Raw genomic sequence first — 26,236 nt, 5'->3', positions numbered from 1 at the left:
GGCGCTGGCTGGACTTGTGATCCTGCCGCAGACCGGCCCTCCGGCACCTTCGCCGGAGTTAATTGTGACCCTACTCACAACGGGCATCGGGTACAACTACCCTCGTCGAAATTGAGCATTCTGCCCTGTTTCGGGAGGCGCGGCCGTGCTAATCTTGCGCATTATGCAACCCTTGGATGGCACTGACACCCGGCTCCTTTCCGCCATGGCCAAGGACCCCCGCGGGACGGTTGTAGCACTCGCGCAGAAGCTGGGTTTGTCACGCAATACCGTGCAAGCCCGCATGGCCCAACTGGAGAAGAAACACGCGTTCCTCTCGTTCGAGCGGCGCATCAACCCGGTGGCGCTGGGCTACCCGCTCACCGCATTCATCACGGTTCATGTGCAACAGCAAAAACTGGCGTCACTGGCTGAAGACCTGGCCAACATTCCTGAGATCCTCGAGGGGTTCGGCCTGACCGGTTCCGCGGACCTGCTGTTACGCGTTGTTGCCTTGGATGCGGAGGACCTCTACCGCATCAATGGCAAGATTCTCGGCTGCGACGGCGTGGACCGGACGGATACGGCGCTTGCCATGCGGGAAATGATCCCGTACCGGGTGCAGCCACTGCTGGGGCGGCGCACCGAGGCCTGAAACCCCTCCGCTGGCTGCAGTTTATTCCGGGCGCACTCTTGCCCGTGGAACCTGACATGCGATTTGATGCAAGAGGACGCATCGGGGCCGGCCAGAGGTCCCCGGCCAGGTGGTGGCGCTGCCGAAGGCTGCCGAAAGGGGCACTACCGTGAGCAACCCGCAAGAACCCAGTCAGCCCAACAACTCTCAACCCGGGTACAACCCGCCTCCGGTTCCGCCCGCACCCGGTTACGCCCCGCAAAGCGGTGGCACACCAGAGAGCGGCGTGTCCCCGCAGTGGCAACAACCGCCGTCGCCCGCTGCTCCCCAAGGCAACCCGCAGTACGCGTCTCCAGGCCACGGCCCCTACGCCCCTAACCCAAACCCCCAGGGCGAAAACCCGTATCCGCAGGGCGGATACCAATACGGCCAGCAGCCACCCAAGAAGAGCCGTAAAGTGCTGTGGATCGTGCTCAGCATTGTTGCAGGTGTGATCGTGCTGGCCGTGGTGGGCGTTTTGATCCTGGTCAACCTCGTGGGCAACGCAACGGCCAAAGCGAGGTCCCTGGCCGACGAATTCACCAATCTGGTGGTGCAGGGCGAAACAGAGCGGGCGTACGACAACTACCTCAGCCAGCCGCTGAAGGACCAGTTGGACAAACAGTCGTTCTTGGACGGTATAGCCAGCCTGGACCTGGACAGCTCGTGCAAGCCGAACTATAACTCCGTGAGCGTGAACTCGGAGAACGGAAACAACGAGGCTGACCTGGCCGGTACCTTGCAATGCGACGGCAAGGCGATCGAACTCCACTACATCTTTGAGGGCAGCAACGACCTCAAGATCAGCAGCATCCTCCTGCGCCCCTAGGCCCCGGTCCCAGGCGTCGGAAAAATAATCCGGTCCACCACCCATCCACCTGCACCAATGGTCCGAATCACTGCTTGAGAGCCCCAGCCGGGGCTCAGCAGGACGGCCGGGATTTCCGGCCATCACCGGAAGGTTCGGACCATGCGTACTTCGCCCAATCGCCTGATCGCCACCATCTTCGGAGCCGTTTACCTCTTGGTAGGCGTGCTCGGATTCTTTGTCACCTCGGGAATCGGCTTCTTCGCCACCGAGGGCGCCAACTTGATCATCTTCGCCGTGAACCCGCTTCACAACATCATTCACTTGGCCATCGGCGCTGCACTTCTCTACGCCGGCATGAACAGCGTCACGCTGTCCAAGTCCGTGAACACCGCTGTTGGTGGCGTCTACCTGCTGGTGGGTATCCTCGGACTCTTCCTGGTGGGTTCGTCGCTGAACATCATCGCCCTCAACGGCGCAGACAACGTCCTGCACCTTGCCAGCGCAGTAGTCCTGCTGGGCGTGGCACTGTCCCAGGACAAGGCCGCCGTAGCTTCCGCCCGCGCCTGATCACCCACTACGCCAGCAAGAGCGAAAGGACGGCAGGAGCCATGGAAAGCAGAAACCACCCCACATTGAAGGCAGCCGCCCTGCTGTTCGTGTACTTCGCGGCCATGGCGGCCGGGATGGTTGAGCTTTCCGTTGCAGCCGGGTACCTCACCGGAACCAACTCCGTAACACCCGGCTTGGTGGTTGCGGGCGTGGCTACCCTCACAGCTGGCCTGGCCTTCCTGGCTTGGTCTCTGTGGGGACTTCACCGCAACTCACTTGTCTTCGACCGTTACGCGGTTCCAGCCCTGGCAGCCGCTGCCGCTGCGCACATCGCAGTCATGGCTGCCGGCGTCTCCACCCAGCGCTCACTCGACGTGAGCCACCTTGCCGCCCTCGGCCTGACGCTCATGGCACTTGCCGGAGCGGGCTGGTTGAGGCGGCAGCACAAGACCAACGACGGCGGCGCCCACGGCCAGCCAAGGACCGGGCGGCTTCTGGCAGCCGCGTTCGGAGCCGCCGTCGTTGTTGCAACAGTGGCAACACCCGGCCTGGCAGCATCAATGGCCGGCCAGCATGCCGTCCCGCACGGCGAACACGGCCAGGCCCCGGACGGAAAGAACGGCCAGGGCTACAATCCCGCCCTGGACCCGGGTCGCCACCACTAGGCGGCGACTGGACCGGCGCACCATCAACACTGCCCACTGTTGATGGTGCGCCTGGTTCGTGGATCATGGAGCCATGGATCCCATCGAGGCGCTCGACGAAATTTCCTTCTGGCTGGAACGAAGCCAAGCACCCACTTTCAAGGTCCAGGCCTTCCGTAAAGCAGCCGACGCCGTCCGACAGCTTCAGCCGGAGGAACTGGCGAAGCTGGTCAACAGCGGGCGGATCACGAGCCTCAAGGGCGTCGGAAGCCGGAGTGCGGAAGTCATTACGCAGGCCATGGAGAACAGTGTCCCCGACTATTTGGCTGATCTGCGGACGCGTGGCACCGAAGCATTGGCTTCCGGAGGTGACACCATGCGGGCCGCATTGCGCGGGGACCTTCACAGCCACAGCAACTGGTCTGACGGCGGCTCCCCCATCGAAGCCATGGTTGCCGCAGCCCGCACCCTCGGACGCGAGTACCTGGCCCTGACTGACCATTCCCCCAACCTCACCATCGCCAATGGTCTCAGCGTCGAACGGCTGGAGAAACAGCTGGGTGTGGTGGAAGGAATCAATTCCTCACAGGATGGCTTCAGATTGCTCAAAGGAATCGAGGTGGACATCCTTGAGGACGGCACCCTGGACCAGACCGCAGACATGCTGGACAAGTTGGACGTAGTGGTTGCCAGCGTCCATTCCAAGCTTCGCAGCGATAAGAAAACCATGACCGCGAGGATGCTGGGTGGCATCAGTGATCCTCATACCAACGTTCTGGGGCACTGCACGGGCCGCTTGGTCCAGGGATCGCGGGGCACCCGGCCGGAGTCCGAGTTCGACGCCGCCAAAGTCTTTAAAGAGTGCGCGGAGTGGGGCGTTGCCGTGGAAATCAATTCCCGGCCCGAACGGCAGGACCCTCCTGACGATCTCATCAAGTTGGCCCTCGACGCCGGTTGCCTCTTCAGCATCGACAGCGACGCGCACGCGCCCGGTCAGCTTGATTTCCTGCAGTACGGGGCTGAGCGTGCCGAAACCCTGGGAGTGCCCAAGGAGAGGATTGTCACCACTTGGCCGCTGGAGCAGTTGAAGGAGTGGCTGAGCCTGAAAAAGTGAATGTTCGTCACGAAGAAAGGCTGACGCAAGGTGGCACACGCAAGAAGGCTCCCCCTGCGGTTCACAGGAGGAGCCTTCTTTGAGGTCCCGGCGTGGTGCCGGTGTTACGTTGGCCGGCCTAGTGGTCCACGGCCTTTTCAGCACCGACTCCGGTCAGCGAGCGTACCTCCATCTCCGCCTGCTTGGCCGGATCTTCACGCCGCTTGTCCAGGACCGTTCCGAGCCAGCCAAGGAAGAAGGCCAAAGGAATGGACACGATGCCCGGGTTGCTCAGCGGGAAGAACGCGAAGTTGGCTCCGGGAATCATGGACGTCTTGGCGCCCGAGACCACGGGCGAGAAGGTGATGAGCAGGATCGCCGCAGCCAGGCCGCCATACATGCTCCATACCGCGCCTTGGGTGGTGAACTTCCTCCAGAACAGGGAGTAGACGATGGTGGGCAGGTTCGCCGATGCTGCGACCGCGAAAGCCAGTGCCACCAGGAAGGCAACGTTCTGGCCGTTGGCGAAGATGCCACCCAGGATGGCGAGGACACCGATCACCAGTACAGTGCGGCGGGCCACCTTCACCTCGGTAGTCGCATCGGCTTTGCCCTTGGCAATGACATTGGCGTAGATGTCGTGCGCAAAGGATGCAGCCGCCGTGATGGTCAGCCCGGCCACCACCGCAAGGATGGTGGCGAAGGCGACCGCCGAAATGAAGCCCAGGAGCAGCGGGCCACCGAGGTGGAAGGCCAGCAACGGAGCGGCGGAGTTGACGCCGCCGGGTGCGGACTTGATGGTTTCTGCACCGACCAGTGCCGCGGCGCCATAACCCAGTACCAGGGTGAAGAGGTAGAACAGGCCGATCAGCCAGATCGCCCACACAACGGATTTCCGTGCTTCCTTGGCGGTGGGGACGGTGTAGAAGCGCATCAGGACGTGCGGCAACGCCGCGGTTCCCAGGACCAAGGCAAGGCCGAGGGACATGAAGTCGAGCTTGGACGTTTCCGTCTTGCCATACTGCAGGCCCGGGTTGAGGATGTTCGGGTTGTTGGCGGCCTCAGCTGCGGAACCCAGCAGGTTGGACAGGTTGAAGCCGTAGATCGCAAGCACCATGGCCGTCATCACTGCGGCGCCTGCGATCAGCAGGATGGCTTTGATGATCTGCACCCAGGTGGTGCCTTTCATGCCGCCGATGAGCACGTACATGATCATCAAAGCGCCGACGACGATAATCACCAGGGCTTGACCGCCCCAGTCGCTGATGCCGAGCAGGAGCGAGATCAGGCTGCCAGCGCCGGCCATTTGGGCGAGGAGGTAGAAGAAGCAGACAGCGAGGGTGGATAGTGCCGCTGCGATCCGGACCGGGCGTTGACGCAACCGGAAGGACAATACGTCAGCCATGGTGAATTTGCCGGTGTTGCGAAGCAACTCAGCCACGAGCAGCAGCGCTACCAGCCACGCCACCAGGAAGCCGATGGAGTACAGGAAACCGTCGTATCCGTTGATGGCGATGGCACCGGTGATGCCCAGGAATGATGCCGCGGAAAGGTAGTCCCCCGCAATGGCCGTGCCGTTTTGGGAGCCCGTGAAAGAGCGCCCGGCTGCGTAGTAGTCAGCCGCGGTTTTGTTGTTCCGGCTGGCCCTGAAGACGATCACCATGGTGACAGCTACGAAGAGGGCGAAAATACCCATGTTGAGGAGCGTGGTGTCTTTCAGGGCTTCGACGTTGACTGCTGCGGGGACCATGGTGTTCATTTGGCTGCCCCGCTGATCACATTGCCATCCTTATCGAATTCGTGGCCCTCGATCTCGTTGCGGATTTCAGCCGCGATCGGGTCCAGCTTTTTGTTGGAGTAGCTCACGTACCATGCCGTGATGCCGAACGTAGTGACGAACTGAAGCAGGCCGAGAATCAGACCGACGTTGATATTGCCCCACACTTTGGTGGACATGAAGCCGACCGCGTAGTCGGCCAAGAGAACGTACGCGAAATACCAGAGCAGGAATACGACTGCCATTGGAAAGACAAAGCTGCGGTGCCGCTTGCGCAGTGTCTTGAACCGTTCCGTCTGCTGGACTTCCTGGAAGTCCACGGACGCCGTTGCGTCCTGGGGTTGGGCCTCATTACCCATGGTTCCTCCTGATTGTGATGTGTCCACATCAGCTCCACACACCTAGCTAATGTGACTGCAATCACTATCGAACGCCGCCCGGTTCCTGTTCCAGAGATTCGCTCACTACCGTCGCTCAACGGTTGTGACGCTGCGCCAAACGGTGGCTGCGAGGGAGTAACCGGGCCAACGTCAGCGACGCGGCAGCGCGTCCGGTTACGCTGGCTTCATGCCCGATTCCCCGCTTTTCACCGCAGCCGCGATCGCAGTCATCGTGCTGGCCGTCGCCGTCGTCGTGGGTGTTGGCCTTAAGGTGATCCGTTCATTCCGCGAGCTGGGCACGGACGCCGAACGCGCTACGTACAACACATTGCATGCAGCGTCCAAGGCCGGGCAGCACCTTCGCGGCGGTCTTCACCCCGCCGGCGCAGCCAAGGCAAGCAAGCAGCTGCGCGTCTTGCTGGGCTGCGATGCCCTGGCCATCACGGACACGGACTCGGTACTCGCTTGGGATGGTGCCGCTGAGGAACTTCGGCTATCCCTGATGCGGCTCGCAGAGGAAGTTTTGACCACCGGGCGCACCGTAGTGGTCCCCCGCGCCGGACATCCTTCCACCTCCACGTCAGGTCACGGGCACCACGATTTCAGCGCTGTTATCGCACCGATCCGGTCAGGGTCCAGGGTGGTTGGTTCAGTGGCTGCACTGGCACCTGCGGCCGGGGCCGGGTTGGTGCGGGCCACCAGCGAGGTTGCCGACTGGATTGCCGCCCAGCTTGATCTGGCAGAGCTGGAATCGTCGCGCACCCTTTTGATGGAAGCTGAAGTCAGGGCGCTGCGTGCGCAGATCAGCCCCCACTTCATCTACAACTCGCTGAACGCGATCGCCTCGTTCATCAACACCGATCCTGCCCGGGCAAGGGAGCTGGTGGTGGAGTTCGCAGACTTCACCAGATACTCGTTCCGGCGCCACGGTGACTTCACCACAGTGGCTGAAGAACTGCGCTGCATCGACCGATACCTTTTGCTGGAGCGGGCCAGGTTCGGCGAGCGCGTCCAAGTGAGCCTGCGGATCGCTCCAGAGGTCCTGAGCACGGTCATCCCGTTCCTCAGCCTCCAACCCCTCGTGGAGAACGCGGTCCGGCACGGCTTGGAAGCCAAGGAAGGCCCCGGACGCATCACCATTTGCGCCAACGATTCCGGGGCGTTCGCGGAAGTCACCATTGAGGACGACGGCGTGGGCATGGACCCGGAGCATCTGCGGTCAGTGCTGGCCGGGCACACGGACGGCGACCACGTGGGGCTTCGGAATGTGGACGCCCGCCTCCGGCAGGTATACGGGGACGAACATGGACTTGTCATCGACACGGCCCCTGGCGAAGGAACCATGATCACCATGAGGGTGCCGAAATCCCAGCCAGGACACGACGCCTGAGGTGGCGGTTAGTCTTTAATCATGATCAACGTGCTCGTCGCTGACGACGAACTGCCCGCAGTGGAGGAGCTTGCGTTCCTGCTGGGCCGGGATGAGCGGATTGGTGCCATCCACCGGGCATCGTCCGGGGCCGAGGCGCTGCGGACTTTGGAAACAGAGTCCGTTGACGCTGTCTTCCTGGACATCCATATGCCGGCGCTTTCCGGCTTGGACATCGCACGCGCCATTTCCCGCAGCAGCAGTCCGCCCGCCGTCGTTTTCGTCACCGCTGACGAAGACTGCGCCTTGGAAGCCTTCGACCTCGCCGCAATCGACTACCTCCTGAAGCCCCTCCGAGCGGAACGGCTATCGCGTTCGGTGGACCGGATCAGCGAGCTCATTAAGGACGGAGCCCCCGCGCCGGAGATGATCACGGTGGACCTGGGCAGCACCACCCGCATGATCCGCCGCGACGACGTCACCTACGTGCAAGCCCAAGGCGACTACGCAAGGCTGCACACCGCCGAGGCCAGCTATCTCATCCGTGTTCCGCTCAGCGATCTTGAACAGAAGTGGGCGGACGCGGGATTCATCCGGATCCATCGCTCTTACCTCATCGCTTTGAAGCACGTGCAGCACCTCAAGCTCGCCGCAACGGGGCCGAGCGTGGCGGTGGCCGGTGCTGAGCTGCCCATCAGCAGGCGCCATCTGCCTTCCGTTCGGGACAAGCTGCAGTCCACCCGCATCCGGCCTCAGGGATGACGCGGGTCCGCGTCACCGCCCCACGCCGATCGGCCACGGCGGCTCCGGGCAGGGTGCCATACCCACGCGAGGTAGCCGAGGACTCGGATTCGGGACGACTTTTTGTCCGATCCCTCATCCGCTCCCAATTGCGGTTGGCTTTGGTGGTGGGCTGTGGCTTCCTGGTCATCCTCGCCGTGATCGCTTTGTTCTTGGTCTACGGGCCCGGTGTTGCGGAGACCCGCATCTTCGGCATCCCCTTGGACTGGCTGGTACTGGGAGCCGGTATTTACCCGGTGATCGGACTAAGTGCCTGGCTGTACAACCGCGGCGCTGCCCGCAATGAGGCCCGCTACCGGGACCTCGTGGAGGACAAGTGAACCCTGCTGTTGGGCTCTTCGCGTTTCTGGCCGTTTCCATTGCAACGGCGGTCATTGGCTTCTACGGCCTGCGCATCTCACGCACCACGGGCGACTTCTACGTTGCGTCACGAACGGTTCCGCCGTGGTGGAACGCTTCTGCGATTGGCGGCGAGTACCTGTCCGCCGCCAGCTTTCTGGGAGTCGCCGGGCTGATCCTGCTTTCAGGAACTGACGCGCTTTGGTTCCCGGTGGGCTACACCGCGGGTTACCTGATGCTGCTGCTCTTCGTCGCCGCTCCCCTGCGTCGATCCGGTGCCTACACCATTCCGGATTTCACCGAAGCCCGCCTTGACTCCAAACTGGTCCGCCGAGTGACCAGCCTCGTGGTGGTGGCCGTTGGATGGCTGTACATCGTGCCCCAACTCCACGGCGCGGCGCTCACCATCCGGATCACTACCGGCCTGCCGTCGTGGGTAGGTTCGACGGCGGTGGTACTGGTTGTGTGCCTCACGGTGGTAGCAGGCGGAATGCGCTCCATAACCTTTGTGCAGGCCTTCCAGTACTGGCTGAAGCTGACTGCTTTGGCAGTGCCTGTGGTTTTCGTCCTGCTGGTCTTATCAGGCAACGGTGCACAGCCGCAGGCGCCACTGCCTGTCAACCCCACCGGCCAAAGCGCTGCAGGGGCGTACCAACACATCTCCCTGTTGGTGGCACTGTTGTTCGGCACACTGGGCCTGCCGCACGTCCTGGTGAGGTTCTATACCAACCCGGACGGCCAATCGGCCCGACGGACAACGTTGATTGTGTTGGGACTACTCTCTGTTTTCTATCTGTTTCCCACGCTCTCCGGCGCCGTAGGACGGATGTTCGCGCCGGAGCTCGCACAGTCCGGCCAGGCCGATGCCCTGATCTTGCTGCTGCCCGGCAGGCTTGTGGGAGGCGTGGCCGGAGACATGCTCTCTGCCCTGGTTGTGGCCGGTGCCTTCGGCGCGTTCCTGTCCACGACGTCGGGACTGGTGGTTTCGCTGTCCGGCGTCATCAGCCAGGACCTCTTTGGAGGAAGCGTCAAGGGTTTCCGCCTTGCAGCGCTGCTCGCCGCCGTCGTGCCTTTGGGTTTTGCCTTGATGACGGACACCCTGGCCCTGGCTGGAAGCGTTGGACTGGTCTTCGCCTTCACTGCATCCACCATTTGCCCTGTGCTGTTGCTGGGGATCTGGTGGCGTGGGCTGACAGATACGGGCGCTATCGCGGGCATGCTGACCGGCGCGTTTCTTTGTGGCGGAGCCATGGTGGCAGGCACCCTCATGGGTCCCGGGAACGCGCCCGCGTGGCTGGCGCAGCCCGCGGCGTGGAGCGTTCCGGCCGCTTTCGCGGTGACCGTCACGGTGTCGATCATGACGAAGAACCGCGTGCCGGCCTCAGTGAATCGCGTGATGTCCCGCCTGCATGTGCCGGAGCGGCCGGTGGTAACGGAGAGATAGCGGCAGCTGACCGTTGTTCGCGGCCCTTACAGGGTGGACAATGACGCCATGTCCGAGGAACCGGGTATGGCCACTCCTGAGCCGCCTGCGCTCACACCGGAGCTCTCTCCCAGCGTCCGCGCGCAGTTGCTGGCCACGGAGCACTGGAGCCTGCTTGCTTCAAGGAGCACCACCCAAGGCGAAGTTCTCACCCGCATCAGCATGTTCCTGACGTTCACCTCGGCCAGCCTCTTGAGCTTGGCGCTGGTAGGCAACGCTACCCAGTTCTCAGATGCGTTCAGGGCTTTCGCGCTGACCATTCTCAGCATTGACGTCATGGTCGGTTTACTGACACAGGTCCGCGTACTGAACGTCGGCATGGAAGACCTGATGTATGTGATCGCCATGAACAGGCTGCGGGCTGCGTACGTGGAACTCGATCCGGGAATGGCCCGCTACCTTATGGCCGCCTACCACGACGATTTGGCCGGCTCCGACCAGACCTACTACTTTCTGGGCCCCCGGAGTTCGCTGAGCCAATTGGCAGGCAGCAGCATGATCTTCATGATGACTGCGAACTCCGCGTTGCTGGCGTTGTGGTCGGGTTCGGCGCTCCTGGCACTGGGACTTCCCATGGCAGTCTTCGTATCCATCGCGGTCTTCGTAGCCTTGGCCTTCTTCACCGTCTCCATGCTTGTGGGCAAGCGCGCCTATGACCAGGCCTACAAGAACAACCCGCCGATCTCGCCGACTCCCCGGCAGTCTTGAACAGACCCGCGTTGGTGATTAGTCGATGGCCGCCATGAGCTCTACGACACGCGCAAGGAAAGCGTCTACTTGGGCCTCTTCGTAGCCCTCCGCGCCCTTGGCCGCGCGGAAGACGGCACGTCGCACGGTGTCCACGCTCAGGGCTTGATCGTGCTCGAGGTAACCGATGAGCTCGGCGCACAGTGCATCAACGTCGTGGACGTTGTAGCTTCGGGCGCCTTTCCGGCTGGGGCGGCGGAACCGCTCGCCGTCGGGCCGGTGAAGCCTGCCTCGCAAGATGCCGGAGAGCTTGCCGATCTGTCGCAGCCAGGCTTCCTCGCCCTGCTGGTTAATAAGATCGTCCCTCTCTCGGCGGGCGAAAGCATCCTCCAGCCGGTCGAGTGCAGCATCGACGCTGTTGGCGTCGTAGCCACCCTTGATGGGGTCGAAAGCAACAGCCCTGACATCCACGCTTGCCACTTGGTCCGCAGTGCCCACGGGGTTCTCGAATGATGTCCTGGCTCGCTGAAGGAACTCGTCCACTTGCTTGGCGTTATAGCCGTACTTGCTGCGGTCCACGCGATCGAACGTTGCGGGAATCTGGCGTCGAATATCCAAGGCCACTAATTTTCCTTCATTGAGTTGTCAGACGCCGCTCAGCAGCGCGAACAGAACATAGGCTACAGGGGCTGCGAACACGATGGAGTCCAAGCGGTCCATCACGCCGCCGTGGCCGGGCAGGATGCTGCTCATGTCCTTGACGCCGAGTTCACGCTTGACCATGGACTCGGCGAGGTCGCCGGCGGTCGATGCGGCCACCATTCCAACGGCAAGCACCAGCCCTACCCACCAGGGTTTGTCGAGGAGGAAGATGCATGCCAGGACACCAATGACCATGGCCCCGCCGACTGACCCAGCAAAGCCCTCCCAGGACTTCTTGGGGCTGATCTTGGGCGCCATGGGGTGTTTCCCGAAGGTAGCACCAACGATGTAGCCGAACGTGTCATTGGAGACCACCAGCAGCAACATCGACGCGATCTGCCAGGCGCCGTCGGGAATCCCATCCGGCCAGAAGCCCACGGGAGTGGCACCACCGGTGGCATGGAGCGGCAACGCCGCGAAGCTGATGAGGAACGGAATCCAAGCCAGCGCGAAAACGCCGGCGAACACCGCCCGGGGCGCACCTGCAGCGCTCTCAATGGAGCGCCACAGCAGAACAGCCACGGAGCTCGCCGTCATCGTGAACAGCAAGCCCTCCAGTCCGCCGAAGTAGGCCGATACCGGCATCACCAGACTGCCGACCATCACAGGAATGATCGGCATCCGGGTCCCTTGCGCCTCAAGCGCCCGGAAAACTTCCCAAACACCCAGGACCGCGAAGGCGGTGGTGAGCAGGACGAATCCCAGCGGGAGGAAAAGCAATCCTCCCAAAACGGCCAAAAGCATGGAAAGCCCGACGCCGATGGCGGCCGGAAGATTGCGGCCTGCCTTGGGTGTGGGGTTCTTCCGCACGCGTCTGACGCGCTTGGGGGTATCGCGTGTCGGGACCCGCTCAGCGGGCGCCGGCTCAGCCTGGTTCATCAGACCTCGAGCAGCTCGGCTTCCTTGCGCTTGAGCAGCTCATCGATGCTGTCGACATGCTGCTTCGTCAGGGCGTCGAGTTCCTTCTCAGCGCGTGCACCCTCGTCTTCTCCGGCTTCGCCGTCCTTGACGAGCTTGTCCAGGGAGTCTTTGGCCTTGCGGCGGATGCTGCGGATGGAGACCTTGGCGTCCTCACCCTTGCCCTTGACGATCTTTACGTACTCCTTGCGGCGCTCTTTGGTGAGCTCCGGGATGGTCACGCGGATGACGTTGCCATCGTTGGAGGGGTTGGCGCCCACCTCAGAGTCGCTGAGGGCCTTCTCGATGTCACGCAGTGCGGTCTTGTCGTAGGGCGTGATGAGAATGGTCCGGGCATCCGGCACGCCGAAGGAGGCCAGCTGCTGCAGCGGAGTGGGTGTGCCGTAGTACTCGACGATCACCTTGTTGTAGAGGGCCGGGTTGGCGCGGCCAGTACGGATCGAGGCGAAATCGTCCTTGGCTACTTCCACCGCCTTATCCATCTTCTCGCCGGCTTCGAGCAAGGTCTCTTCGATCACGGGTTTCTCCTCAGAAATAGTTGCTGCCCAACTGCAGGCGGCAATGCACAGTAAAGATCCGCCACCAGGGGCGGACGGTCCTAGAAATATCCTAGCCCTTGCTAGGGAGTAACCAGGGTTCCCAGCGTTTCGCCGAGGATGGCACGGGTTACGTTGCCTTCACCCTCCATACCGAAGACCACCATGGAGAGACTGTTGTCCTTGCACATGGTCATTGCGGTCTGGTCCATGACCCGGATGTCACGGCGCAAGGCGTCATCGTAACTGAGGACATCAAGCTTCTCGGCCGTGGGGTCCTTTTTGGGATCGGCGGTGTAGACGCCATCCACGCCACTCTTGGCCATGAGGACCACGTCTGCGTGCACTTCGAGGGCACGCTGCGCAGCGACTGTATCGGTGGAGAAGTAGGGCAAGCCCGCGCCCGCACCGAAAATGACCACGCGGCCCTTTTCCATGTGGCGGATAGCCCGGCGGGGGATGTAAGCCTCTGCCACCTGGCCCATGGTGATGGCGCTCTGGACACGGGTTTCAACGCCGGCCTGCTCCAGGAAGTCCTGCAGCGCCAGGCAGTTCATGACAGTGCCCAGCATGCCCATGTAATCGGCGCGCGAGCGGTCCATGCCGCTCTGAGAGAGCTCGGCGCCACGGAAGAAGTTACCTCCGCCGACAACGATGGCCACTTCGACCTCGGTGACCGCTGCCGCGATCTGCTTGGCGATGGCACGGACGGTCTCAGGATCGACGCCGAGTTTGCCTCCGCCGATGACCTCGCCGGAGAGTTTCAGAAGTACACGTCGACGGGTCTTCTCGGGCTGGATAGCAGTGTTGACGGTTTCCATGGTGCCTTCCCGTTGGTGGACTCTGGCTAGATTATCGTGCTGTGGGTCCGCGCAGGTACTACCCGGACGGGTGCATGAAAAAGGGGCGGCCACCGAAGTGACCACCCCTTTTCATGAATTACTAGTTTCCGACGCGGAAACGGGTTACTGCGGTTGCCTTGACGCCGGCTTCTTCGAGGACCTGTGCAACAGTCTTCTTGGAATCCTTGGCGAATGCCTGGTCAACCAGAACTTCGCCCTTGTAGAAGCCCGTCACGCGGCCTTCCACGATCTTGGAGAGCGCAGCTTCGGGCTTGCCTTCAGCCTTTGCGGTCTCTTCGGCGATGCGACGCTCGGACTCGACCAGTTCGGCCGGGACATCCTCGCGGGTCAGGTAGTTCGGAGCCATGGCTGCAACGTGGACAGCGATGTCGTGTGCGGCGGTGGCAGCGGCTTCGCCTTCACCGTCGACAGCGAACAGGACGCCGACCTGGGCCGGGAGGTCCTTGGACGTCTTGTGCAGGTAAGCGTCAACCGTGGTGCCCTCAACGCGGGAGATACGGCGGACAACAACCTTCTCGCCGAGGACAGCGCCCTCTTCGACGACAACTTCGGACAACGGCTTGCCGTCAACCTCGGTGGCCAGCAGGGTCTCGAGGTCGGCTGCGCCGGACTCGACTGCAACGTTGAGAACCTTGTCAGCCAGCTGGATGAACTTGTCAGCCTTGGCGACGAAGTCGGTCTCGCAGTTGACCTCGATCATTACGCCAACGCCGCCGTTGACCTTGGCAGCAACCAGGCCTTCAGCAGTCGAACGGCCTTCGCGCTTGGTAGCACCCTTGAGGCCCTTGATGCGGATGATCTCGATGGCCTTCTCGGCGTCACCGTTGGCCTCGTCAAGAGCCTTCTTGACGTCCATCATGCCGGCGCCGGTGCGCTCGCGCAGGGCCTTGATGTCAGCAGCAGTGTAGTTCGCCATGTGAACCCCTCTGTCTAGAAATTTGTGTGTTTACGGACTGACAGGACGGCAGCCCACCGTGTGAGCCGCCATCCTGTCAGTTGCCCCTGACGCTGTTTCCAGCGTCAGGGAAGGTCCAGATTTACTTGGCTTCAGCTTCGCCGGCTGCAGCTTCAGCAGCCTCGGGAGCTTCGGCTGCGGGAGCTTCTGCGGCCGGAGCCTCAGCAGTTGCTGCTTCTTCAGCCTTGCTGCCTTCGAGGAGCTCGCGCTCCCACTCGGCCAGCGGCTCTTCCGGAGCTTCGGTGGTGCCGGTTGCGCGCTGGTTGCGGGCGATGAGGCCCTCAGCTACGGCGTCGGCAACAACGCGGGTAAGCAGGTTGACAGAGCGGATGGCGTCGTCGTTACCCGGGATCGGGAAGTCAACTTCGTCGGGATCGCAGTTGGTGTCCAGGATGGCAACAACCGGGATGTTCAGCTTCTTGGCTTCGTCAACAGCAAGGTGTTCCTTCTTGGTGTCAACAACCCACAGAACCGAGGGAGCCTTGGTCAGGTTGCGGATACCACCGAGGTTGGACTCAAGCTTGGTGAGTTCGCGCTTGAGGAGCAGGAGCTCCTTCTTGGTGTAGGCCGAGCCTGCGACGTCGTCGAAGTTGATCTCTTCGAGTTCCTTCATGCGCTGGATACGCTTGGCGACGGTCTGGAAGTTGGTGAGCATACCGCCCAACCAACGCTGGTTGACGTACGGCTGGCCAACACGGGTAGCCTGCTCGGCAATTGCTTCCTGAGCCTGCTTCTTGGTGCCGACGAACAGGACGGTGCCGCCGTGGGCGACAGTGGCCTTGACGAACTCGTAGGCGCGGTCGATGTAGGACAGCGACTGCTGGAGGTCAATGATGTAGATGCCGTTGCGCTCCGTGAAGATGAAGCGCTTCATCTTCGGGTTCCAACGACGGGTCTGGTGTCCAAAGTGGACGCCGCTGTCAAGCAGCTGGCGCATAGTTACGACGGGCATGCCGACGCTCCTTCCGGCAGGTCATTCATGAGAGAGCCCATGGGGCTGCTCTTACCCTGCCAATAGTTGACGGTTGTTTAGCCTTTGCCCGGACGGGCGCGGCTCCTGGCATCCATTGCACTTCTCATCCGGCAGGGAACCAAAGGCTCAGCCGGACCGCAAGAGGCACAATCCTCCGCAGCTCGAAGCCAAGAGGCTTCGCTGGTGGAGGGCTGGATACGCGTAGTCAGCCTGGGACCCCCACATATCTGAATGAGACATGTTCCTGAACTAGCTTGAGGGCACAGCAAACTGCTCCACCAAGTGTACTACAGCGACCCCTGCTGTTTGACCGCGCGCGACCACCCGTTGTCCACATACGGAAGGCCGGGGATCGACCCGGGTTCGTGGTCACGGGAGGCTGGGTTCATGTCCGGTTTGAAGCTCATCGTGTCCACAATTCTTACCCTCGTTGTCGCCGGAGGGACGAGCAGCGCTGCGCCCGCGCCAGAGGCCCGGTGGAGCTGGCCACTCTCCCCCAAGCCGTCCATCCTGCGAACATTTGACCCGCCGGACAAACCGTGGCTCAGCGGGCATCGAGGGGTGGACTTGGGACCAACGCCCGACGGCGGCCCGGTCACCGCGCCGTCGGATGGCGTGGTGACCTTTGCCGGCGTCGTAGTTGATCGCCCGGTGCTGACCATCGATCAGGGCGATGGCCTCAAGAGCAGCTTTGAACCCGTCGCCAGTGAACTCAAGCCCGGCGACGCTGTCCGCAGGGGTCAGGTCATTGGCACCATTGAGCCCGGTCACTGCGTTGGCGCTACGTGCCTGCACTGGGGCGTCCGCCGCGGCGAGGACTACGTCAATCCACTTGGCTTCGTGACGGACATGCGACCGTCCGTCCTGCTTCCGCTCAGCAGAGTCCCCGCTGCAGCGGCGAACGTCCTAGACGATGGCCGAAACTCCGGTGATCGCCCGGCCGGTTACCAGCGTGTTGATTTCGTGCGTGCCTTCGTAGGAGTAGATGGCTTCGGCGTCCGAGAAGATCTTGGCCATCCCATAGTCCGTAACGATGCCGTTGCCACCCAGGATGCTTCGTCCCAGGGCAACACTTTCGCGCATGCGGGCCGTCGTGAACGCCTTGGCCAGGGCCGACTGCTCGTCCTTGGCCGCTCCTGCGTCTTCGAGTTGGGCCAGGCGCACCATCATTCCCAGGGAGGCCACGGTGTTGCCGAGAATTTGAACCAACTGGTTCTGCACCAACTGGAACGCTGCCAGGGGCCGCCCGAACTGTTGACGCCCCACGGCGTAGCTGCGCGCGACATCGAAGGCTGCCATTTGAAGCCCGACCGCCTGCCATGCGACGGCCAGGCGGGTCACTTTGAGGACCTTGTTGGTATCGCGGAAGCTGTTCCCGTTGGCCAGCTTGAAGAAGTCTGGAACCACCACGTTGTCCAGGGTGATGTCCGCGTTCTGCACCGTGCGCAGCGAGATCTTGTTCTCAATCTTGCTGGCCGAGTAACCGGGCAGCTTGGTGTCCACCAGGAACGCCTTGACCTGGTTGTCGGCTACATCCTTGGCGTAGATGACTACCCAGTCGGAGAAAGTGGCATTGCCGATCCAGCGCTTGGCGCCGTTGAGGATCCAGTTGTCACCGTCGCGCATTGCGGTGGTCCGCGTCCCACCTGCAACATCGGAGCCACCCAGGGGCTCGGTCAGGCCGAACGCACCGATCTTCTTCAGGGAGTAGATGTCCGGCAGCCAAGCGTCCTTCTGCTCCTGGGACGCGAGCGCCTCGATGGAACCCGTGAAGAGTCCATCGTGGACACCCATGAACGTCGCAATGGAAGCATCTGCCCGGGTTACCTCCGCGTGGAGCATTCCGGCGAACAGGTTCGAGTACCCCTGGCGACGAACGGGGCTGACCAAGTCCAGTTCCCCGAGCTTGGGAATGAGGTCCATGGGGAACTCGCCTCGGTTCCAGCAATCCACAGCGATGGGCTTGACCTCACGCGCAAGAAACTCCCGGACCTCGGCGAGGCGGTCCTGCTCTTTCCCTGTCAGCATCTCCTCAAAGGCGTAGAAGTCGCCGTCGGCATACGGAAGGTTGGTGGCGTCGAATGCAGCGTTGGACATATTCGCTCCTTCAGGGGTGGTCACCTGCGACCACGTCAGGTCCGGAGTGACTGAGCTGCACCAAGGGGCAATAGGGCAGCCAAGTTACCGGCGAGTAGTAAGTTACTGCTCAGTAACTTACCGCAGACTCTCCGGTCCCGCAACGGACAAGGTTTCATGAGGGTCCCAAAGCCGAGGCTCCGAGCAGACAGTTCTGTAACGTCGGTTGTGCAACGCCGCAGACGAATTGGGGGACGTTCCGATGATCAATCCACGACGAGAGGCGATTCTGATCCGGAATCGTCAACACAACGGCCTTGAGGACAGGACCTCGGAAGTAGTGGCGTATCACGCCGCGGGGGCCTTCACGTATGTCTCCTTTGGTTCCGAAAAGAGATACAAGTACTCGGCTGACAAGGTCGTTGTTCTTCGGAATCCCGCCCCGATACTCCTAGAGCCCCAGGACGGAGTATCCGTGCGGGGCAAGGTCATTGATGGCGTCACGGACGTCCTCCGCTTTGAATCGCCTCAGGGAACATGGTGGCGTGTTTTCCATGCGGGCGCATCAGGAATCGGCTATGAAACCTGTCCTGACAAAGAGATAGCGATCTCCCGACCGTCCGATGAAGAACTACGCGCGCAAGCCGTGTTGGATTATTGGCGGGACGTCGCATCCAAACTCCGGGAGGACGATGCGCTGCGCCGGCAGTACGAGAGTTTCAAGAGCGTCCCGAAAGGTAGCGTCCTTGATCTCTACCTTCGGGGCCAGGCCTTGGACGCCGCCGGGCATTTTCAACAACATCCGATACTGCCTTTTTCGTCAAACGTCAGCCAGCGCGAGGCCCTGTTGAAGGGGCTCAACCACCGAATCTCCGTCATCGACGGGCCTCCCGGAACAGGAAAAACCCAAACCATTCTGAACGTCGTTGCCAACATCGTCGCAATCCCAGGCAAGACGGTTGGAATCGTTTCCTTCAACAATGCAGCTGTTGAGAACGTTCGGGACAAACTCGCAGAGGAAGGCTACGGCTATATCGTGGCGGACCTTCGACGCAAAGAGAAAATGGACGAATTCTTCGCCCGTCAAGGAGCCAGGAATGCCATTGTCGATCATTTCGTCGGCAGCCCGCCCGACGAAGCCCCGCCGGCCGACCATGTGGCCGATCTCGACAAACGCCTGCAAGACCTGCAAGGGACTGTCCGGCAGCTGGCCCTGTGGAAGCACGAGCTGGACGCGTTCAAACTCGAAAGGCGCCACTTTCTCCTCCAGGCAGACGCGGCTGGCCCGGCCGCGATGAATGAAGTGCCGCCTTGGCACGGTTCATCGCGCCGAATTCTCGAGTTCCTGGCTGATACGTCCTCCGTTCCCTTGGACGAAGGTCCACTCCGGAGGTTCTTCAGGCGCATCAAACTTCGTCTGCGATACGGGTCGTTGGGGAGAGTCGACACTGGCCAAACTGATGTTGTTCTGAGCCTGCAAGGTACTTACTACGATAAGAAAATCGCTGAGCTGGAGCTGCAAATTGACCAAGCCGAAAGGATTTTGGCGAGCGAGGACTACCGGCGTCTGGAACGCGATCATCAGCGGGCCTCACGGCAGACTCTGGAAGCGGCACTCCATCAGCGATACGCCCGGAAGCGGAGACGGATTTATACCGAAAGCAGGTACAAACCGGAATTTGCAGAGTTCACCTCGGACTACCCGGTAGTTCTCAGTACATGCCATTCCCTGCGAAGAAACGTCCCGGCAGGGAAATTCTTGGATTATTTAATCATCGACGAGGCTTCCCAAGTGGACCTGCTCGCTGCCGGGCTGGCGCTCTCTTGTGCCCGGAACGTCATCGTTGTCGGTGACCTGAAGCAGCTCCAGCACATAGCCGACGAAAAGGCGTCGAGGACCGCTCCTAGAGCGCCGTCGCCCAACTTTGATTACAGACTGCATAACGTCCTTTCCTCAATCATCGACCAATACGGTGCCGGCCTTCCCCGTACCATGCTCCGCGAGCACTACCGCTGTGATCCGGCGATCATCGAGTACTGCAACAGGAAGTTCTACGGAGGACAGCTTGTGCCGTATACCTCCGGCGACGTTGAGGGACAGCCGATGGTCGTGGTCCGTACAGCTGAGGGGAACCACATGCGTCAGCACCACAGCGGGGGGCGGACCAACCAGCGGGAGGCGGATGTCATTGCCAAGGAAGTGCTGGACCAATTTTGTTCAGGCATTCCCGATGACGAAATCGGCGTGGTGACCCCGTATCGAAGGCAAGTGGACAAGGTAGCCGAGGCCCTGGTCAACAACATCCAAGCGGACACGGTCCATAAGTTCCAGGGGCGCCAAAAGACCGTGATCATCATGAGCACCGTCCTGGACGAGACGAACCTCGGTAAATCGGGCATCAACTTCGTAGACGACCCCCACTTGGTAAACGTCGCCGTCTCCCGCGCAGTGAAGCGGTTTGTCCTCGTCACCAACAACGAGATGCTTCCCACAAGCCGCCATCTTCGGGACTTGGTTCAGTTCATTCGGTACCGAAACCCTGAAGATGGTGTGTTCGACAGCAGCGTCCTGTCTGTTTTCGACCTCTTGTACAGAGAATATTCTGCGCTGTTGAAACCACTGGCCAGCAGGCTGCAGGGCAATTCACAGTTCACTTCGGAAAACATCATCTGGACGTTATTGACTGAACTCATCGGGGATGAGCCTTTCACCGACCTGGCCATAGCGCCGCAGGTCCTGCTGAGGAACCTGCTGCCTGAGCTGTCCATGCTCACGCCCGAACAACGCTCCTACGTCCAGAACCGCGCAACCTTGGACTTTGTGGTCTACAACCGCATCAGCAACATGCCCGTCCTTGCAGTTGAGGTCGATGGTTTTGCCTTCCATGAAAACAACCCCGCGCAGCACGCCCGAGATGCCCACAAAGACGCCATCTGCCACGCGCACAAGATCCGCCTATTACGTCTACCCACGACAGGAAGTGGGGAGGAAGCCCGCATTCGCCACGAACTAACGGCTGCAGTCAACGGTCAGTGACAGCAAGAGAGCCGTGACCGACGTCTTGATCGTCGGCCACGGCTCCCGTGTGAATGTAGGGCTACTCGGACTTGAACCGAGGACCTTAGGATTATGAGTCCCGCGCTCTAACCAGCTGAGCTATAGCCCCGTGATGCCCGGTCCGGCCGCTGTGAAACGGCAGTACCGGGCAAAGCACTCTAGCAATACTAATAGCTAATGGGGAGTGCTTGTGTCACACCACTTTGTCCTCGTAGGAAGCCCCGCGGTAGAGGTCCTCAAACGTCTGGAGGGTGCCGTTGATGCTGTGCGGCTCAACCATCTCGCGGCTCAGCTTGCCCATGGCAACAAGTTCGTCCTTGGGAAGTTCCACCAGGTGGGTGATCTTGGCCGCGAGCTCATTGCTGTCGTTGGGCGTGAACAGGTAGCCGTTCTCCCCGTCACGGACCAGGTGCGGCAGTGCCATGGCGTTGGCCAGCAGCACAGGAGTGGAAGCCGACATGGCCTCCAGGGTCACCAGCGACTGCAGCTCGGCAGTACCGGGCATGCAGAAGATATCGGCCTTGATGTACGCCTCACGCAGGTCCTCGTCGCTCGCCAACCCAAGGAACCGCACCCGATCCCCCAGCCCAAGCTTCGCTACCTGGGCCTCAAGGGCGGGACGAACTTCGCCACCACCCACGATTTCCAGGTTCACGTTCAACTCGCGCGGGGTCTTGGCCACGGCGTCGATCAGCACGTTGATGTGCTTCTCTTCGGCCAGGCGGCCCACGAACAGGACCGTTGGGTTGGCGTGCGGTTCGATGATTTCACCGGGCTGGAGCTCGTAGGCCGAAGAATCGATGCCGTTGGAAAGGGGCAGGACCTTACGCAGGAAGGCGTGCTGGTGCATGGCCTTGGCAGCGAGCGGCGTGGGTGTGGTGACCACGTCGGCCTGACCCATGACCTTGCCCATGTCCTTCCACGAAATCCGGCCCACGATGTCCTTGAACCACTGCGGGAACGGAAGGAAGGGGTTGAGGTTCTCCGGCATGAAGTGGTTGGTGGCTACAATCCGGATTCCGCGCTTAACAGCCTCGTAGAGGACGTGCTCGCCGATCATGTAGTGGCTCTGGATGTGGACGACATCCGGCTGGACTTTGTCGAAGAGGAGGCTGATTTCCTTCTTGATTTCCCACGGGAAGCAGATCCGGAAGTACTCGTGGGTGAAAACGCCATGGGAGCGGAGCCGGTGGACCGTGGCTTCGTCGCGGAACTCCGTGTAGCTCTTGCCCGTGTCCGGACGGCAGGCCAACACGTGCACGTTGTGTCCACGTGCCGTCATCCCCTTTGCAAGGCGGTAGCCGAACTGGGCGGCACCGTTGACGTGCGGCGGGTAGGTATCCGCCGCAATCAGAATAGTGAGGGGCTTGTTGGTGTCGGGAATGGTCACGTGGAGAACTCCTGATGGTCACGGTGCGGACAGCGTTGCTTGTGGCAATGCTGCGGTGTCGCCGGGTTGCCGACCGCAATAACGGTGGCGCAAGGTAAGTCTCTGCCCTAAGCCTTCCGGCTGGCAGCCGCCTTCGCATCCTTCTTGCGTTTGGTGACTTCCGGATGGTGCCGGCTCAGGGCAATAACCCCCACGATAGCAAGCGTAGCGGCCGCAGCCATGGCGATGGCCATCACGGCGTGGACATCGGGACGAAGCTCACCGAGGATCACGATGCCGATTGCGATGCCCACCATCGGGTCAATGACGGTCAACCCGGCGATTACCAGGTCCGGCGGTCCTCCGGAGTAGGCACTCTGCACGAACCAGGAGCCCAGTCCCCCGGCGGCCACGATGGCGATGAGGGTGTACCACTGGACGTTCAGGAGGAACAGACCGTTGGGATCGAGCAGGTGCTTGCCGATGATGCGGGTCAGCACGGCGACGAAGCCGAAAAGGACACCGGCTCCCAGAATGTAGATGAAGGCACTCATTCGGTGCCTGAACACGACGGCCAGTGTTCCGAAGATGCCCACGGCCAAGGCAAGCAGGAGGACAATCGTCAACTCGTCTTCGGTGTTAACGTGATGGTTTTCCTGAGTGACGTTGACTGCCAGCAGCACGAACAACGCTGAACCCGTAACACAGGCACTGATGGCCACCACAGTGGCGCGGTTGATGCTCAGGCCCTGGTCCTTGGCGTTGACCACCGTGGTGATCACCAGTGCGATGGCACCAATGGGCTGCACCACTGTGAGGGGCGCGGAAACCAAAGCGACTGCGTTCATCACCATTCCGAGGGCAAGGAACAACAGCCCGAGCATCCAACGGGGATTTCGCAAGAGCCGCAGGAAGCCGTTGGAGCTGAGCGCCAGGCCACCGGTATCGGCTTTCACCGCGCTGCCCTGCCGCTGGGCGCCGATGGCGAGGAAGAAAGCACCAAGTACCGCGAGAAAAACCGCCAGCCAGACCATCAGCCTCGTCCGCCGTCGTCGGTTTTCAATTCTTTACCCTTACGCAAGATGGCCCAAAAATAGTTGTAGGCCGCAATCCAATGGCCTAGCAGGCCGAAGCCCAAGAAGGTCCAAGCAGCCACGAAGTAGACCTCGGTAAGTGGAATCGGCAGCTTGGACAGGACAAGCAACGGTGTGCCGACCAGCAGCAGCGCCGTGCGGATCTTTCCAATGATGCTCACCGGAAGGTCCGGGTGGCTCCGGAAGTAGATCAGCGAGGCGATGGCCAATACGGCGTCCGGCACCAACAGTGCGGCCAAGTACCACCACTGCACGACGCCGGCAATCGCCAGCGTGAACGCGACAGCCAGCAACGCGGCCCGGTCGGCCATCGGATCCAGTATCCGGCCCAGCTTGGAGGTCTGGTCGAAGCGTCTGGCGATGTATCCATCCACCCAGTCGGTACTGCCCATGATGACGAGCACCAGGACCGCGAAGCCGTACTCCTGTTCCGACAACACGAGCCACACAAATAGCGGGACGCCCATGAAACGAAGGACTGTGAGGACGTTGGGGATCGTGAAGATGAGGTCATGATCAACCTGCGGCCGGTCAGGGTGCGACCCAGCTCCGATCAATCTCATTTTTGTCCCCCTTCCTCGTCTTCAGTCTTTGGTGCCCCGATTGGCTGCTACTTCTTCAGCAGCTTCCTCAGCGCAACAACGAAGACCACGGCAGCGGTGGCGAAAGCTGCGAGGTCCTTCCACCTGGCGGCAAGCCGTTCGGTGAGGCTTTCGGGTACGGAGTCTCCGAGGTCGGCAAGCTTCGCTGAAGCGAATTCCTTGCCGTCTTTGAACTTTCCGTTGGCGCTTTCCAGCAAAGCCTGACCCTGCTTCTTGACGTCCAGCTGCTCACCGAGTTCGTCGCGGACGCCGGTCAGGTGTTCACGCCGCCTCTTCAGTCGCGAGCGAAGTTCGGCTTCGGTGGGCGCCTTGACGGCGTCTGCTTCCTTGGCCGCTTCCTTTGCAGCCTTTTCTGCCTTGGCCTTCTCCGCGGCTGCTTCCTTTTCAGCCTTCGCGGCCTTGGCGGCAGGCGAGTTGGGATCCAGGATGGATTCGTCGAAGGCAGAACCTTCCTTGGCAATTCCGAGATCGTGCTTGATGCCCCTGATGGTGTCTTCCGGGACCAAGGGCATGGCTTTCTTGAATTTGGCTATGCCTATCAAGGATGCGATAGCCACAATCAGCAGGAAGAATGCTGCGACAATCAGAGCCGCCAGCCAGCCGGGCATAATTGTGGCCAAACCCAGGATGGCTGCGACAACCAGCGCAATCACCAGGAGCCCCAAGAACACAAGCGCTACTCCGAAGAAGGCGCCAGCGATGCCAACCTGCGTGGCCTTTCGCTTGAGTTCTACCTTCGCCAGGGCGATTTCGTCGTTGAGTTGCCTCGGAACCAGCCTTGCTACGAGCTTGAGGGTCTTCGGCATAGTACGAATGGCTGGTCCTTGACTGGTCCGGCCGGTGTGACGTCCACTCATGGGTTCCGCCTAACTGCTTCCTCTGGGCATCGTGTAAGGCGAACGCGGCGCAAAAAACCATCGCAGCGTACACCTGTCCTCAAAGCTATCATTCAGGTTCCTGCTGAACTTTCGGGACGACAATGCGGCGCGCCCGTCATAGGTCCAATAAATATGATCCGGGCCATAGGATAGATGATCGTGACCTCTCCCATTGCTCCGGGCGATTCTCTGAGCCGACGCGAAAAACTTGTCTACATTCTCCTGCTGGGTGCCCTCACTGCCCTGGGTCCTTTCACTATTGACCTGTATCTTCCGGCGTTCCCCGCCTTGGAAGAGAGTTTTGACGTATCGGAAGCGGCAATCCAGCTCACACTGACCGGTACAACTGTGGGGTTCGGGCTCGGCCAGCTGCTGGTGGGCCCCTTCAGCGACAAGGTTGGACGTCGGCTGCCCCTGATTCTGGCCACGGCTTTGCACATCGGCTCTTCGCTCGGCGCGGCACTGGCCACGGACATCGGGATGCTCTCCCTCTTCCGCGTGCTCATGGGAATCGGCGCTGCCGGCGGTGGCGTGGTGGCCATGGCCATGGTCCGGGACCTCTTTCACGGCTACTCCATGGTCCGGATGTTCTCGCGGATGTCACTGGTCAACGGCCTCGCCCCCATCCTGGCGCCGGTCATCGGCTCCCAACTGCTGCTGGCGTTCCCGTGGCCGGGCATCTTCTACTTCCTGGCCGGTTATGGCCTGCTTGTCATCATCGCCTCCATCTTCTTCATTCGGGAGACACTTCCGGCCGACCAGCGCGGAAAGTCCGCCAACACGGTGGCTCAACGCTATAAGACCGTCCTGACGGACAGGATTTTCGTGGGCATGGTGCTGGTGGGAAGCCTGAACTTCGGCGGGCTTTTCGCATACCTATCGGCTTCCACCTTTCTCTTCCAGAACGTCTACGGCTTTTCGCCGCAGGAATACGGCATCCTGTTCGGGGTCAACTCCCTGGGCATCGTTGCAGGCGTGCAGATCAGCTCGCGCCTGATCCGACGGGTGGCGCCGCAGTGGATCGTGGCCGGGGCAACGGTGTTCATGCTGTTCACCGCCCTCCTGATCGTGGTCCTTGACCTGTTGCATGTGGGGTTGTGGGGCATCCTCATTCCTTTGTGGTTCTACATTTGCGCAACAGGCTTCATGTTCCCGTGTGTACAGGTCCTGTCCTTGGCGAACCACGGCGCGCAGGCAGGCACCGCAGCATCGCTCCTGGGCGCATCGCAGTTCATGATGGCCGGGATTGTCCCGCTGGTGGTCGGGTGGCTGGGCGTCAGTTCAGCCGTCCCCATGGGCGCCGTGATGGCCGCCTGCATCACCGGCGCGATCGCCGCGCTGTGGTTGATCGTCCGGCCACGGTCTGTTCCGTCCATCCATTAGAACCAGCCCCGTAGGCTGTGACCATGACTAATAAACCGCACCGCAACGGCAGGGGCCTCTTCCTCGGCGCTTTGCTCGGCGCCGTCGCCGGTGCTCTTTTGGGCCGCGCCGCCGGCAGCGCGCTGTTTGGTGCCATCCTGGGTGCCGTGATCGGCGCCGCCGTGCTGTACCGCGTGAATCCTGGCCCTTGGAAGAGGGACTAGGCCGGTCTCTCAGGCGACCCGCCGCCGTCGAGAGTCACCAA

Annotated in this window: 26 protein-coding genes, 1 tRNA gene and 1 pseudogene; 14 read left to right on the top strand and 14 right to left on the bottom strand. The window is 61.4% G+C overall.

Going from position 1 to position 26,236, the window contains the following annotated elements; translation table 11 throughout:
• The first annotated feature begins 163 nt into the window (after positions 1-163).
• From ARUE_RS07185 to ARUE_RS07165, 5 genes are all read left to right on the top strand, one after another.
• Positions 164-634: an Lrp/AsnC family transcriptional regulator gene (locus ARUE_RS07185; protein WP_014921244.1), complete on the top strand. Its 471-nt coding sequence runs from the start codon at positions 164-166 to the stop codon at positions 632-634.
• A gap of 148 nt (positions 635-782) precedes the next feature.
• A complete protein-coding gene (locus ARUE_RS24635) occupies positions 783-1,481 on the top strand; it encodes a hypothetical protein (protein ID WP_043471104.1) in 699 nt (232 codons plus the stop codon).
• A gap of 141 nt (positions 1,482-1,622) precedes the next feature.
• On the top strand, positions 1,623-2,030 hold the full coding sequence (locus ARUE_RS07175) for a DUF4383 domain-containing protein (protein ID WP_011774231.1): 408 nt from the start codon (positions 1,623-1,625) through the stop codon (positions 2,028-2,030).
• Positions 2,031-2,071: 41 nt separating this feature from the next.
• Complete coding sequence (locus ARUE_RS07170; protein ID WP_014921242.1) at positions 2,072-2,677, top strand: hypothetical protein; 606 nt, start codon at positions 2,072-2,074, stop codon at positions 2,675-2,677.
• Positions 2,678-2,750: 73 nt separating this feature from the next.
• Positions 2,751-3,770, top strand: a complete 1,020-nt coding sequence (locus ARUE_RS07165; RefSeq protein ID WP_011774229.1) for a PHP domain-containing protein — start codon at positions 2,751-2,753, stop codon at positions 3,768-3,770.
• A gap of 118 nt (positions 3,771-3,888) precedes the next feature.
• Here ARUE_RS07165 and ARUE_RS07160 read toward each other — a convergent pair whose 3' ends face one another.
• Entirely contained in the window at positions 3,889-5,508 is a 1,620-nt protein-coding gene (locus ARUE_RS07160) for a monocarboxylic acid transporter (protein ID WP_014921241.1), read from the bottom strand.
• Positions 5,505-5,885: a DUF485 domain-containing protein gene (locus ARUE_RS07155; protein ID WP_011774227.1), complete on the bottom strand. Its 381-nt coding sequence runs from the start codon at positions 5,883-5,885 to the stop codon at positions 5,505-5,507. The genes ARUE_RS07160 and ARUE_RS07155 overlap by 4 nt, the downstream gene beginning before the upstream one ends.
• A gap of 208 nt (positions 5,886-6,093) precedes the next feature.
• Here ARUE_RS07155 and ARUE_RS07150 point away from each other — a divergent pair, with 208 nt between their 5' ends.
• Genes ARUE_RS07150 through ARUE_RS07130 form a run of 5 tightly spaced genes read left to right on the top strand, consistent with a single transcriptional unit; the run spans position 6,094 to position 10,606 of the window.
• Positions 6,094-7,296, top strand: a complete 1,203-nt coding sequence (locus ARUE_RS07150; protein WP_011774226.1) for a histidine kinase — start codon at positions 6,094-6,096, stop codon at positions 7,294-7,296.
• Positions 7,297-7,317: 21 nt separating this feature from the next.
• A complete protein-coding gene (locus ARUE_RS07145; RefSeq protein ID WP_014921240.1) occupies positions 7,318-8,037 on the top strand; it encodes a LytR/AlgR family response regulator transcription factor in 720 nt (239 codons plus the stop codon).
• Positions 8,034-8,396, top strand: a complete 363-nt coding sequence (locus ARUE_RS07140) for a hypothetical protein (RefSeq protein WP_011774224.1) — start codon at positions 8,034-8,036, stop codon at positions 8,394-8,396. The genes ARUE_RS07145 and ARUE_RS07140 overlap by 4 nt, the downstream gene beginning before the upstream one ends.
• A complete protein-coding gene (locus ARUE_RS07135; protein WP_011774223.1) occupies positions 8,393-9,859 on the top strand; it encodes a sodium/solute symporter in 1,467 nt (488 codons plus the stop codon). The genes ARUE_RS07140 and ARUE_RS07135 overlap by 4 nt, the downstream gene beginning before the upstream one ends.
• A 48-nt stretch (positions 9,860-9,907) precedes the next feature.
• Complete coding sequence (locus tag ARUE_RS07130) at positions 9,908-10,606, top strand: hypothetical protein (RefSeq protein WP_014921239.1); 699 nt, start codon at positions 9,908-9,910, stop codon at positions 10,604-10,606.
• An 18-nt stretch (positions 10,607-10,624) separates the two neighbouring features.
• Here the strand turns inward: ARUE_RS07130 and ARUE_RS07125 are convergent, their stop codons facing one another.
• The 6 genes from ARUE_RS07125 to rpsB form a co-directional block, all read right to left on the bottom strand.
• Entirely contained in the window at positions 10,625-11,209 is a 585-nt protein-coding gene (locus tag ARUE_RS07125; RefSeq protein WP_011774221.1) for a DivIVA domain-containing protein, read from the bottom strand.
• Between the two features lie 21 nt (positions 11,210-11,230).
• A complete protein-coding gene (locus tag ARUE_RS07120; protein ID WP_011774220.1) occupies positions 11,231-12,166 on the bottom strand; it encodes a phosphatidate cytidylyltransferase in 936 nt (311 codons plus the stop codon).
• Positions 12,166-12,723, bottom strand: a complete 558-nt coding sequence (gene frr, locus ARUE_RS07115; protein WP_011774219.1) for a ribosome recycling factor — start codon at positions 12,721-12,723, stop codon at positions 12,166-12,168. Before frr ends, ARUE_RS07120 begins: the two co-directional genes overlap by 1 nt.
• 101 nt (positions 12,724-12,824) lie before the next feature.
• The gene (pyrH, locus tag ARUE_RS07110; protein WP_014921238.1) at positions 12,825-13,562 is read right to left on the bottom strand and encodes a UMP kinase; all 738 of its coding nucleotides are present in this window, start codon (positions 13,560-13,562) and stop codon (positions 12,825-12,827) included.
• A 121-nt stretch (positions 13,563-13,683) separates the two neighbouring features.
• A complete protein-coding gene (gene tsf, locus ARUE_RS07105) occupies positions 13,684-14,520 on the bottom strand; it encodes a translation elongation factor Ts (RefSeq protein WP_011774217.1) in 837 nt (278 codons plus the stop codon).
• A 121-nt stretch (positions 14,521-14,641) separates the two neighbouring features.
• A complete protein-coding gene (gene rpsB / locus ARUE_RS07100) occupies positions 14,642-15,511 on the bottom strand; it encodes a 30S ribosomal protein S2 (RefSeq protein WP_043469978.1) in 870 nt (289 codons plus the stop codon).
• A 408-nt stretch (positions 15,512-15,919) separates the two neighbouring features.
• On the opposite strand from rpsB, the pseudogene ARUE_RS23690 reads away from it, so the two are divergent.
• A pseudogene (locus tag ARUE_RS23690) lies at positions 15,920-16,303 on the top strand (M23 family metallopeptidase); the annotation flags it as partial.
• 135 nt (positions 16,304-16,438) lie between these two features.
• Here ARUE_RS23690 and ARUE_RS07090 read toward each other — a convergent pair.
• Positions 16,439-17,629 carry an acyl-CoA dehydrogenase family protein gene (locus ARUE_RS07090; RefSeq protein WP_043469972.1) on the bottom strand — a complete coding sequence of 397 codons (1,191 nt, stop codon included), beginning with the start codon at positions 17,627-17,629 and terminating at the stop codon, positions 16,439-16,441.
• Between the two features lie 241 nt (positions 17,630-17,870).
• Here ARUE_RS07090 and ARUE_RS07085 point away from each other — a divergent pair, with 241 nt between their 5' ends.
• Positions 17,871-20,645 (top strand): AAA domain-containing protein, encoded by a 2,775-nt coding sequence (locus ARUE_RS07085; protein WP_014921235.1) that lies wholly within the window; start codon positions 17,871-17,873, stop codon positions 20,643-20,645.
• A 56-nt stretch (positions 20,646-20,701) separates the two neighbouring features.
• Here the strand turns inward: ARUE_RS07085 and ARUE_RS07080 are convergent.
• The 5 genes from ARUE_RS07080 to ARUE_RS07060 form a co-directional block, all read right to left on the bottom strand.
• Positions 20,702-20,775, bottom strand: a tRNA-Ile gene (locus ARUE_RS07080).
• An 84-nt stretch (positions 20,776-20,859) separates the two neighbouring features.
• Entirely contained in the window at positions 20,860-22,056 is a 1,197-nt protein-coding gene (locus tag ARUE_RS07075; protein ID WP_011774215.1) for a glycosyltransferase, read from the bottom strand.
• A 107-nt stretch (positions 22,057-22,163) separates the two neighbouring features.
• Positions 22,164-23,069, bottom strand: a complete 906-nt coding sequence (locus tag ARUE_RS07070; RefSeq protein ID WP_014921234.1) for a DMT family transporter — start codon at positions 23,067-23,069, stop codon at positions 22,164-22,166.
• Positions 23,069-23,692: a CDP-alcohol phosphatidyltransferase family protein gene (locus ARUE_RS07065; RefSeq protein ID WP_011774213.1), complete on the bottom strand. Its 624-nt coding sequence runs from the start codon at positions 23,690-23,692 to the stop codon at positions 23,069-23,071. Before ARUE_RS07065 ends, ARUE_RS07070 begins: the two co-directional genes overlap by 1 nt.
• A 47-nt stretch (positions 23,693-23,739) precedes the next feature.
• The gene (locus ARUE_RS07060; protein ID WP_011774212.1) at positions 23,740-24,588 is read right to left on the bottom strand and encodes a phage holin family protein; all 849 of its coding nucleotides are present in this window, start codon (positions 24,586-24,588) and stop codon (positions 23,740-23,742) included.
• A gap of 174 nt (positions 24,589-24,762) precedes the next feature.
• Between ARUE_RS07060 and ARUE_RS07055 the strand changes: the two genes are divergently transcribed.
• Both ARUE_RS07055 and ARUE_RS07050 read left to right on the top strand, forming a co-directional pair.
• Positions 24,763-25,992: a multidrug effflux MFS transporter gene (locus ARUE_RS07055; protein WP_014921233.1), complete on the top strand. Its 1,230-nt coding sequence runs from the start codon at positions 24,763-24,765 to the stop codon at positions 25,990-25,992.
• 23 nt (positions 25,993-26,015) lie between these two features.
• A complete protein-coding gene (locus tag ARUE_RS07050; protein WP_017199401.1) occupies positions 26,016-26,195 on the top strand; it encodes a YMGG-like glycine zipper-containing protein in 180 nt (59 codons plus the stop codon).
• Positions 26,196-26,236 lie beyond the last annotated feature (41 nt).

The organism is Arthrobacter sp. Rue61a, assembly GCF_000294695.2.
In the GTDB taxonomy this organism is placed as follows: Bacteria; Actinomycetota; Actinomycetes; order Actinomycetales; family Micrococcaceae; genus Arthrobacter; species Arthrobacter aurescens_A.
Note: the sequence above shows the minus strand (reverse complement) of the source record. Positions and strands in the feature narration are given on the sequence as shown.